Below are 10,638 nucleotides of genomic sequence, written 5' to 3'. Positions count from 1 at the left end.
CCTTCGGGTTGCGCGGGAAATGGCCTCCGCTGTCGTTACAGGACTTGGCAAGGGAGCAACCATTCCCTGCGTCCTGCGCCTAACCGGAGGCCATTTCTCGCGGCAACGCGGCTCGCGCTGAAACGGGAACAGACCCTAACCATTCGTCATTGCCGGAACTGCGGCAGGCGTTCCCCGTCCAAGCAGCCAATCAAACCCCATTCGGAGACCGTTCATGAAGCGTCCGTTGTTAGCCGCCACCGCCTCGCTGGCCCTGTTCGCCGGCGCCGTACAGGCCCAGACCCTGGTGGCCACCAGCAACATCATCGTCCGCGCGCTGGATCGCACCATCAACTTCACCTCGGACACCACCACTTCGATCCGCGACATGAAAGTGGTGATCGAAGCCCGTGACGACGCTGCCAGCTTCGTCGCCAGCGAAGGTGACATCCGTGGCGCCCAGCTCGAAGCCGCCTTCGGCGCGCTGCGCAGCCAGGTTCCCGAGGCCCAGAACGCTTCCGATCAGGTACTCGCAGAAGCCATTCTCGCGCTGTGATGACCGCCCGCGGCTGGCTCCTGCTGCTGACCCTGCTGGTCAGCACGGCCAGCCACGCCCAGTTGCAATTCGCCCTCGACGATGCCGGGCTCACGCCCGAGCAACGCCACGCCAGCCAGACCCTACTCGACGAAGCTCAGGCTGCCCTGCCGCCGCACCTGCGCGAAGCGCTGGACCGTGACGTGGCCGTGCGCTGGGTCGACATGCCAGCGGACAATTACGGCCGAGCCGGGCGCCTCAGCGGCGTCGAACTCAACGCCACGTTGCTGCCCAGCCTTACCGACGGCAGCGCGGCGACCACCCGCAACGGCCGCCCCCATGGCACCGTGCGCCAGGAACTGCTGGCCACCGTGCTGCATGAAGTGACCCACCTTTACGACCGTGGCGCCTACTGGAGCGCGGAGCAGCGCACCTTGCTGCGCCGCTGCCAGCGGCACAATGCCGACCTGGGCCCGGTCGGCCTGCGCGCCGAGTGCCGCGGCCAGACCGAGCGCCGCTTCACCCTCAGCGACGAGCCGCGCCTGCTCGACCTGGCCGGCTGGCCCCAGCGCGTCGGCAAACGCGGTGAGCGCGACACTCATAACGGTCAGGTTGCCCGCAGCCCGGACAGCTACGAGCTGAGTAACCCGCGCGAGTTCGTCGCGGTGAACATGGAGTACTTTCTCCTCGACCCCGAATATGCCTGCCGCCGCCCGTCCCTGGCGCGCTTCTTCAGCGAGCACTTCGGCTGGTCGCCGGCCAGGCAAGCGCCCTGCGGCAACGGCTACGCCTACCTGAACGCAGGCCGTGATTTCGACAAGCAGGCGCTGGCCAACCTCGACCCCGAACGCGTCTACGAAGTGGATTACCTGCTCGCCGAGGCCAATCAGAACATGGCCAGCCGCTGGGGCCACAGCATGTTGCGCCTGGTCATCTGCGCACCGGGCCGTCCCCGGGGGCCGGATTGCCGGCTGGATCTGGATCAGCACCTGGTGCTGTCCTACCGCGCCTTCGTCAACGACGTGCAGCTGTCGAGCTGGGACGGCCTGACCGGCGCCTACCCGTCGCGCCTGTTCGTGCTGCCCCTGGCCCAGGTGATCGAGGAATACACCAAGGTCGAGCTGCGCAGCCTCGCCTCGGTGCCGCTGAAACTACCGCGCGAACGCCTGGAGCAGCTGGTCGCCCGCGCCGTCGAGCAGCACTGGAGCTACGACGGTGACTATTTCTTCATCTCCAATAACTGTGCGGTGGAGACCCTCAAGCTGTTGCGCAGCGGAACCAACCATCCGCGCCTGCAGACACTGGACAGCATCACGCCCATCGGCTTGCTCGAAGTGCTCGAAGCCCGCGACCTGGCCGATGGCAGCGTGCTTGACGACTCGCGCGAGGCGCTGCGCCTCGGTTATCGCTTCGACTCGTTCCGCGACCGCTACCAGGCCATGTTCAAGGTGCTGCAGCAGCGCCTGCCAATCCGCCAACAGCGCGTCGAGGACTGGCTCGAGCAGCCATCCGAACAGCGCCGCCAATGGTTCGAGCAGGCCGACCTGCGCGCCAGCGCCGCCATGCTGCTGCTCGAACAGGCGGCAATGCGCCGTCAGTTGCTGCTCTCCCAGGACGAACTCAAGCAGCGCTACCTGACCGGCCGCGCGGCCAAGGACCCGAGCCTGAACAAGGCCGGTGATGCACTGGAGCAGATCCTCGCCAACACCGGCTTCCTGAGCCGCCCGGCCGAGCTGCTCGAAGGCGGTTACGGCCTGCCGCAGCAGGAAGAATGGCAGCGCCTGGAAAGCGAAACCCGCACGCGCCAGCAACAACTGAGCCTGCTCAGCGCTGACCTCGACGGCGAGGTGCGCAGCCTGCTCGAACCCCAGCGCCTGGCCGAGCTGGAAGCCAACGAGGCCAACCTCAAGCTGCTCGGCGAGCACCTGCGCAAGCTGCACAAGGAAAGCGGTGGGCTGCAGCTGTAAGAGCGCCATGGCCAATAAACGAGGCCTGGTTCAAGGTTTGGCGCAAGATCTTGTACACGCGAAACATCTTTGTAGAACTTTTCAAAGCGCCTTCCAGTCGGACTTCTGCCCCCTGACTGGAAGAGCCGATGTCCGAACTTACCCTTCGCATCGCTGAAGTAGCCACAGGCCACGACGCGCGGTTTCCTGCCGCCAGTCGTTTCAGCGAACTCACCTCCCTGCTGCAGCAGCCGGCCTTCGATGTCGTGGTGCTGAGTGCCAGCGAAGCCGAGAACCTGGCGATGCTGCAAACCTTGCGGCGCCAGCCAGCTTATCGCCTGAGCCTGATCTACTGCGCCAGCCAGGCGCCACTGGCCGTGGCGCTGAGCGACGGCCCGGCGCCCACGCAGCCGAGCATGCTGCAGCAGGCCTGGCAGCAATGGCGCGAGCGCTTGAGCCTGTTCAACAATGGCCGCGCACCCGAGGGCCTCGAAGCGCAGTTGCTCGCCTACCTGTGGCTGCGCGCGCCAGGCACGCTCAAGGCAGTGCGTGCGCCGTCTTCGGCCAGGCACTACGTCTATCCGCTGCTCGAGGCGCTGGGCGATGATCAGGTCAATGGCCTCGCGCAGGTGCAGAACCTGGCCCAGCGCAACCTGCTCGACAGCACCGCACTGGTCGATCGCATCCGCCTGTGCCGCAGTTGCGGCAGTGGCCACCTGAACTACGTCGACGTGTGCGTGGAATGCAATTCCCTGGACATCGCCCGACAGCCGTCGCTTCACTGCTTCACCTGCGGGCACATCGGCGCCCAGACCGAGTACCTCAAGGATGGTGCCCTCGTCTGCCCTAACTGCTTGACGCGCCTGCGCCATATCGGCACCGACTACGACCGACCGCTGGAAAACTACAACTGCAACAGTTGCGATGCCTTCTTCGTCGATGCCGACGTACAGGCGCGCTGCCTGGATTGCGGCGAGCACCACGCGCCGGACGAGCTGCAGGTGCGCGAAATCCGCGACTATCAGCTGTCCGAAGGCGGCCTGCTCACCGCCCGCCAGGGGCTGGAACGTAATACCGACAATTACTTCCGTGGCCTGCCGGTGGTCGGCGCCGGCACCTTCAAGACCCTGCTCGACTGGCAGCTGGAGCTGATCGAGCGGCACAAGGCGCCGACCTTCGCGCTGCTCGGCATGCGCTTTCGCAACCTGGGCCGGGTACTCGAACGCCTGGGCCCACAACGCGGCCACGCCCTGCTCGACACCCTGATCGAGCGCATCCAGGTGGCCATCCGCGACACCGACCGCTGCACCCGCAGCAGTGAGGAACAGCTCTGGCTGCTGCTGATGTACACCGATTCGGCCGGCTTGCGCCGGGTGGTCGAGCGCATCAACGAAATCAGCGAGCTGTTCGTCGGAGAGGATCTCCAGGACATTCGCCTGACCACCAGCGGCTGCGTCGCCCCCAGCGGCCTGATCGACAAGGAAGACGCCGAGCTGCTGATGGCCCGCCTCGCCGGAGAGCTCTGATGAACGCGCTGGTCGAGCATCTGCACGCGTGGCTGGGCGAGATCTACGGCGCCAATGGTCATTGGCGGCTGTTTCTCATGGTTTTCCCGTACTTCCTGCTGTTGGAGGTGCCGCTCAACCTGATGGTGCTGCTCGGCACCCTGCGCTGGTTCGTGCGCAAGCGCAGTGCGCTGCCGCTGCACAACACCTGGCATCCGCGGGTGTCGTGCATCATCACCTGCTACAGCGAGGGCCGCGATGTCGAGCTGACCCTGCGCAGCCTGGCCGAGCAGACCTACCCCGGCATGATCGAGATCATCCCGATCGTCGACGGCGCCGCCGCGAACAAGGCCACCACCGAGGTGGTGCGACGCTTCAAGGCCGACCAGCGCCTGCCGCGCAACCGGGTGATCCGCCCCATCGCCAAATGGCAGCGCGGCGGACGGGTGTCGTCGCTCAACACCGGCCTGGCGTACAGCACCGGCGAGATTCTCATCAACGTCGATGGCGACACCTCGTTCGACAACGACATGGTGGTGCGCATGGTCAGCCACTTCCGTGACCCCAAGGTGCCCGCCGTCGCCGGCAGCCTGCGCGTGCGCAATGCCAGGCAATCGTGGGTGGCGCGCATCCAGGCGCTGGAGTACCTGCTGTCGATCCACATGTGCAAGATCGGCCTGGCCGAGTGGAACCTGGTCAACAATGTCTCCGGGGCCTTCGGGGCCTTTCGCCGCAGCTTCCTGCAGCAGATCGGCGGTTGGGACACCCATACCGCCGAAGACCTCGACCTGACCCTGCGCATCAAGGCGTACTTCCGGCGCTACGGCCTGCGCATTCCGTTCGAGCCCCAGGCCATCGGCCATACCGATGCACCGGCGACCTTGCGCGGCTTTCTCGACCAGCGCCTGCGCTGGGACGGCGACCTGTTCTTCGTCTACGTGCGCAAGCACCGCCACGTGTTCACACCGCGCCTGCTCGGCTGGCCGAACTTCCTGATGCTGATGGTCAGTGGCCTGTTCTTCCAGCTGGTGCTGCCTTTCATCATCCTCGGCTACAGCCTGGTGGCGGTGATCATCCTGCCGTTCACCGCGCTGGTGTTCTATTCGTTGCTGATCTACGCGCTGTACCTGGTGATGAGCACGCTCCTGTACCTGGGCCTGATGCTGATGGTCAGCGAGCGGCCCAGGCAGGACCTGCGGCTGATCTGGGTGCTGCCCTTCTACCCCTTGGCGATGTACGCCCTGCGCTGCTGGAGCGTGGTCGCCATTCTCAATGAAACCCTGCGGCGCGGGCACGAGGAGTCGAGCATGGCGCCCTGGTGGGTGCTCAAGCGGGCCAATCGATTCTGAGGCGCTATTACTAGATGACTGCACCACGACCTTCACGTCTGCTGCTGCCGCTGCTGTGCTGCGCGCCGCTGCTGGCAGGCGCCACGCCCTTGAGCCTGGAGCAGGCCCTGCAACAGGCCGGCGACGGCAGCCCGGCGGCCAACGCTGAACTGCAGGCGCGCTACGCGGCCCGCGACCAACGCGAGAGCGAATCCGGATGGGAGATGTTCGGCAACGCCAACGTCGGCCGTTACCGCGAACTGGTGACCGACGACGTTCGCGACGATTACTACGGGCGCAGCTTCGCAGTCGGCGTGCGCTACCCGCTGCTCGGCAGCCTGCGCCGACGCATGGATGCGGTGCGCGACAGCGAACGCGACATTCGCCTCGGCGAGATCGAACAGGGCTATCGCCGCGCCCAGCAGCGTCTGGCCATCCGCAGCACCTATGCGGACTGGTGGCGGGCCACCCAGGAGCAGCGCCTGTGCCGGGATGTCGAGCGCGCCGCACGCGATGCCGACCAGCAGTTGCAGACGCGCCTGGACGGCAAGTGGATCCTGCCGTCCGACGCCCAGCTGATGCGCAGCGAATGGACCGCGGTAACCCAGCGCTGCGCCATGCAGGACGGTTTGCTGACAGATATCCGCGCCAGCCTGCAAAGCCTCGGCGTGCAGGTCGACGGCAACGACACGCCAGTCGCCTCGGCCCTGGCCAGCGACCCGCAACCCTTGCAGGCCTGGCAGACGCAGCTCGAAGACAACCCGCGCGTCGCCGGGCGCAGCGCCGAACTGGCCAATGCCGAGCTGGGCCGCAAGCAGCCCTGGTACAGCGCCATCGAGTCCTACGTCAACGTCGCCCAGACCCTGGAGCAGCGCAGCGGCGCCAGCGATGACGGCAGTGGCCTGAGCGCCGGCATCACCTTCTCGGCGCCCTTCGACCTGCTCGACTACGGCTCCGCCCGCGGCCGCGAGGGCGAGGCGCGCTACCAGGCGGCGGTGCAGGCGCTGGAGCGCGAGCGCGGCGATGTGTTGCGTGAACTGGGCAAGGTGTTGGAGCAGCAGCGCCGCCAACTCAACGAATACCAGTGGCGCAGCGAACGGCGAGACGCCCTCGACACCATCATCGCCGAGCGCCGCCAACGCGGCAGCCTGGATGCTGGCGAAGCCAGCCTGCGGCTGCTGCAGGCCGAGGTCGATCACTACAACGCCGGCTTCGCGCAGATATCCGCCTGGCACGGCGCCTGGCTGCAGGACTCGGCGCTGCGCCTGTTCGGTGATGACAGCCCGGGCTTCGAACGCCTGCTCGGCAACCGCGTGGTGCACTGGCAAGGCGAAAACACCGTCATGCCGGCACAGGCGGCCACGCAAACCGACTGGAGCCAGGGCGCGTACATCTGGGACAGCGTCGCCCTGCTCGATGCGCATCAGCGCAGCGGCCAACTGAACGCCCTGCAGCAGGCCGGCATCAGCCAGTTGCACGTCGGCCTGACTGCGCTGCAGGTCGCTGACATGCAGCGCAGCCACCCGGCCCTGGGCGCCTTGCTGCAGGCTGCCCACGCCCGCGGCATGCGGGTCACCCTGCTGCTCGGCGACCCGGACTGGCTGAAACCGCGCAAACGCCAGGGGCTGATCGACCTGATCGGCCAGCTCAGGGACCTGCCCTTCGACGCCCTGCACCTGGACCTGGAAGTCGAGCAGCTCGGTTGGCCGGTTCCCGATCAGCGTCTGCACGACTGGCTCGACACCGTGCGCGAGGCCAAGGCCGCCGCGCCCTGGCCGCTCAACCTGTCCAGCCACCCGCGGTGGTTCGACGAGCACGTCAATCGCCAGCCCTGCGTGCCCTGCGAACTGCAGCGCATCGGGGTCGGCGAGATCAGCCTGATGATCTACACCCGCAACCCGCAGAGCAGCGCCAATCGGGCCCTGGCCATCGCCAAACAATGGCCGGGCCTGAAGCTGCGTCTGGCCCAGAGCGTGGAGGTGGATCAGCCCGCCGACCTGAGCTGGGCGGACGCCTCCCACACGCAATTGCAACAACAGGTAGTGAACTGGCAGAACGCTCTGCGCCCGGCTGGAGTGGGCGGTATCGACTGGCAATCCTGGACCGATTACCCGAGAAGCCGATGAAGATACGTTTCAATAGCCCGAAAGAACGACACCCGACCCAGGACAACGGCATGCAGGTGCTCTACGCACCCGGCAAGCGCCTGGCCTTCCGGCTGCGCTGGTACCTGATCCTGTTCCTGATCCTGCTGCCCGCCCTGTGGCTGGCTGGGCGCTATGGCCTGGAACTGATACGCGTCGAGGCACCCGCGCTGGTGCGCCTGCCCACCATGGAAGTGCGCGCCATGCAGCCCGGCCAGGTGGAAAGCATCCGTGTGCAGGCAGGTGATCACGTGGATGTCGGCACGCCGCTGGTGGAGCTCGACAACCCCGAATGGCGCCTGCGCCTGAACCTGCTGCAAGGCGGCTCGGCGCCAGCTGCAGCACCGGTCGGCGACCTGGGCGCGCGCAACCGTGCGGTGCTGCAGAGCCTGGTCAACCGCGCCTCGCAACGGGTCAACGACACGCGTCGGCTGGTGCAGCAAGGCGCCGCCACCCGCGGCGAGCTGGTCGAAGCGCAGAATGCCCTGGACAGCCGTGAGGCCGAGTTACTGGCTTTCGAGCGCATCCTGAGCGGCGTCGGCAGCAGCGAAGGCGAGCGTTATGAGCGCCAGCAGCAACTGGAAAGTCGCTGGCTGGCCGGCCAGCTCGAGCAGATGCAGGTCAGTGCCAGCGAGCGCGGCCGAGTGGCAGAAGTGGTCACCGCACCCGGTGAGAATGTCGGCCCCGGCACCCTGCTGATGCGCCTGGAACGCAGCGGACCGGCGCAATTGTGGGTGTACCTGGACCCCAAGGATGTCGAGCACGCCACCCCCGGTTCGCCACTCGACGTGCGCTTGCCCGACGGCGACTGGATCAAGGCGGAAGTGATCAATCCGGCAGAGAGCGCCAACCCATTGCCCAGCGATCTGCGCCAGCCGTTTCGCAGCCCCACCCGCGGGCTGATGGTGCCGGCGCGCTTCACCGAGCCGCTGGCCAACGAGTGGCGCGTCGACTCGCTGCCGGTGCGCGTGCGCTTCCCGAACGAGCACTTCACTCTGTTCGGCATGCGCTTCTGAGCAGGGTGCTCCTGGCAGGCCGCAAGCCTGCCTATCGCACCGTATCGGGAAACCTGACCACCGCGCTGAAGCCTCGCGGGGTGGCGTTGCTGAAGCCGATGGAGCCGCCCAGATGATGGGCGATCATGCCGACGATGGCCAGCCCCAGCCCCGCACCCTGCGGGTTGCCGGCGCTGTGGAAGCGTTCGCCGAGGCGCGGTATGCGGGCCTCCTCGACGCCTGGCCCTTGATCGACGACCTGCAGGTGCACGCCCTCGCCTTCCCGGCACACGCGCACGCTCACCTCGCTGCCGGGTGACGAGAAGGTCAGCGCGTTGCTGACCAGGTTCTGCAGCAGGATCACGATCAACCCGCGATCGCCCTGAATCAGCGCCGTTTCCTCGGCCTCCAGGGCCAGGTCGATCCGCCGGTTCAGGGCCAGCGGCGCCAGGTCGGCCAGCTCCTCGCGCACCACAGCGGTCAGGTCCAGCGGCTGCAGGTTCTGCGATGGCGCCTCCAGCCGCGCCATGGTCAGCAGCTGGCTGGCGATGCGGGTGGCGCGATGTACACCGTGCTTGAGGAAGGCCAGCGCCTCCTCGCGCTCCTGCACGCTTTCGGCCTGCGCCGCGTTACGCACGTGAATCTCGAGAATCGCCAGAGGCGTGCGCAGCTCATGGGCGGCATCGGCGATGAAGCGGCGTTCGCGTTCGAGCAGCGCGCGCAGCTGGCTCAATACGTCGTCCAGAGCCAGGCGCATGGGTTCCAGCTCCGGCGGCAGCGGCCCTGTCGGCAGCGGCTCCAAGCTGTGCTCGGGGCGCTCGCGCAGTTGCTGGGCCAGGCGCTGCAACGGGCGCAGCCCCCAGCCGAGCAGCAGCCAGATGAACGCGGCCAGCAACGGCAGGCAGACCAGCGTCGGCATCAGGGTGTGCTGGAGAATCTGGTGGATCAGGTCCTGGCGCAGGTCCTCCCGTTCACCGACCCAGATGCGCAGGCCGCCTGCGCTGTCGTCGAGCAGCACGCCGCACCATTCTTGGTCGTTGAAGAAGAATTCGTGAATGCCCGGCGCCGGCAGTTTCGTCAGGTGCGGCGCCTGTTCGGAGCGCACCAGCAGATTGCCGTCGCGGTCCCATACCTGGAACGCCAGGTTGATTTCGTAGGGGTGCGAGAACACCCCATCGGCGGAGCGATCCAGGGCGCCATCCAGCGCCTGGCGAACGAACTGCCAGTCCACCGGCCGGCCGTCGGGCTGCTGCAGCATGCCTTGCAGCACCCGCGCGGCCTGCACCAGTTGTGCGTCATAGACCGCTTCGGTCTGCCGGTGGCTGTCGCGCAGGGCGAGCAGCACCAGGGCCAGGCTGCCGGCCAGGACCAGGGCGATGGTCGGCGCCAGAATGCGCGTGCGGATGGAAATCACGACGTCTGCTCCAGCAGATAACCGACCCCGCGTACGGTACGGATCAACTCGCTGCACAGTTTGCGGCGCAGGTTGTGGATCAGCACCTCCAGCGTATTGCCCGGGCCGCTCTCCTGCCAGCCGTACAGGGCGCCGGCCAGGCGCTCGCGAGTGACCACCACGCCGGGGCGAATCAGCAACTGGTGCAGTAGCTGATATTCCATGGGCGTCATCGGCACGGCGCGGCCCTGGTAACGCACCTCCTGGGTGGACGGGTCGAGGGTCACGCCGGCGAACTCCAGCACCGGCTGGGCACGGCCCTGGCTGCGCCGCAGCAAGGCGCGGATGCGCGCCTTCAGTTCCTCGGGGTCGAAGGGTTTGACCAGGTAGTCGTCGGCGCCGGCATCCAGGCCCTGAATCCGGTCATCCATGGCATCGCGGGCGGTGAGCACCAGCACCGGCACGGCGTTCTCGCTGCGCGCGCGCAGTTGACGCAGCAGGGTCATGCCATCCAGGCGCGGCAGGCCGAGATCGAGCAGCACCAGGTCGAACCGTTCGCTGCGCAGCGCATGGGCGGCTTCGACGCCGTCCTCCAACCAGTCCAGCGTATAGCCTTCGCCGCGCAGGGCCACGCGGATCCCGCGCGCCAGGGCACGATCATCTTCAACCAGCAGGACACGCACGGCACGCACCTCGTCATCGATAAAACGGCGCCATCATGCGCTTCGCGCGGCGCATTGGGCAGGAGTAGATGTTACCGACCTTTGCCCATTAAGACTTTCCTAAGCTTCGCGTCGCAAGGTGCTCCTGACT

Annotated in this window: 8 protein-coding genes; 6 read left to right on the top strand and 2 right to left on the bottom strand. The window is 67.0% G+C overall.

The window, feature by feature from the left end:
- The first annotated feature begins 214 nt into the window (after window positions 1-214).
- The 6 genes from BVH01_RS08300 (at window position 215) to BVH01_RS08275 (ending at window position 8,453) form a co-directional block, all read left to right on the top strand.
- Window positions 215-535, top strand: coding sequence for a DUF2388 domain-containing protein (locus BVH01_RS08300; protein WP_013792566.1), 321 nt, complete (start codon window positions 215-217; stop codon window positions 533-535).
- Window positions 532-2,481, top strand: coding sequence for a DUF4105 domain-containing protein (locus BVH01_RS08295; RefSeq protein ID WP_371915590.1), 1,950 nt, complete (start codon window positions 532-534; stop codon window positions 2,479-2,481). Before BVH01_RS08300 ends, BVH01_RS08295 begins: the two co-directional genes overlap by 4 nt.
- 128 nt (window positions 2,482-2,609) lie before the next feature.
- Window positions 2,610-3,986, top strand: coding sequence for a diguanylate cyclase domain-containing protein (locus BVH01_RS08290; protein WP_075929889.1), 1,377 nt, complete (start codon window positions 2,610-2,612; stop codon window positions 3,984-3,986).
- Window positions 3,986-5,314: a glycosyltransferase gene (locus BVH01_RS08285; RefSeq protein WP_075929888.1), complete on the top strand. Its 1,329-nt coding sequence runs from the start codon at window positions 3,986-3,988 to the stop codon at window positions 5,312-5,314. The genes BVH01_RS08290 and BVH01_RS08285 overlap by 1 nt, the downstream gene beginning before the upstream one ends.
- Before the next feature lie 14 nt (window positions 5,315-5,328).
- A complete protein-coding gene (locus BVH01_RS08280; protein ID WP_075929887.1) occupies window positions 5,329-7,419 on the top strand; it encodes a hypothetical protein in 2,091 nt (696 codons plus the stop codon).
- On the top strand, window positions 7,416-8,453 hold the full coding sequence (locus BVH01_RS08275) for an HlyD family secretion protein (RefSeq protein WP_075929886.1): 1,038 nt from the start codon (window positions 7,416-7,418) through the stop codon (window positions 8,451-8,453). The genes BVH01_RS08280 and BVH01_RS08275 overlap by 4 nt, the downstream gene beginning before the upstream one ends.
- A 31-nt stretch (window positions 8,454-8,484) precedes the next feature.
- Here the strand turns inward: BVH01_RS08275 and BVH01_RS08270 are convergent, their stop codons facing one another.
- Window positions 8,485-9,846: an ATP-binding protein gene (locus BVH01_RS08270; RefSeq protein ID WP_075929885.1), complete on the bottom strand. Its 1,362-nt coding sequence runs from the start codon at window positions 9,844-9,846 to the stop codon at window positions 8,485-8,487.
- Window positions 9,843-10,508, bottom strand: a complete 666-nt coding sequence (locus BVH01_RS08265) for a response regulator (protein WP_075930976.1) — start codon at window positions 10,506-10,508, stop codon at window positions 9,843-9,845. The genes BVH01_RS08270 and BVH01_RS08265 overlap by 4 nt, the downstream gene beginning before the upstream one ends.
- Window positions 10,509-10,638: the final 130 nt, after the last annotated feature.

This window comes from Pseudomonas sp. PA1(2017) (assembly GCF_001945375.1).
Taxonomy (GTDB): domain Bacteria; phylum Pseudomonadota; class Gammaproteobacteria; order Pseudomonadales; family Pseudomonadaceae; genus Aquipseudomonas.
The sequence above is the reverse complement of the archived record's forward strand: the minus strand, read 5'-3'. Positions and strand labels throughout refer to the sequence as shown.

Excerpts from the sequence above, each read along its gene's own strand:
- BVH01_RS08300 (WP_013792566.1), top strand. The coding sequence starts at position 215 with ATGAAGCGTCCGTTGTTAGCCGCCACCGCCTCGCTGGCCCTGTTCGCC.
- BVH01_RS08290 (WP_075929889.1), top strand. The coding sequence starts at position 2,610 with ATGTCCGAACTTACCCTTCGCATCGCTGAAGTAGCCACAGGCCACGAC.
- BVH01_RS08285 (WP_075929888.1), top strand. The coding sequence starts at position 3,986 with ATGAACGCGCTGGTCGAGCATCTGCACGCGTGGCTGGGCGAGATCTAC.
- BVH01_RS08280 (WP_075929887.1), top strand. The coding sequence starts at position 5,329 with ATGACTGCACCACGACCTTCACGTCTGCTGCTGCCGCTGCTGTGCTGC.
- BVH01_RS08275 (WP_075929886.1), top strand. The coding sequence starts at position 7,416 with ATGAAGATACGTTTCAATAGCCCGAAAGAACGACACCCGACCCAGGAC.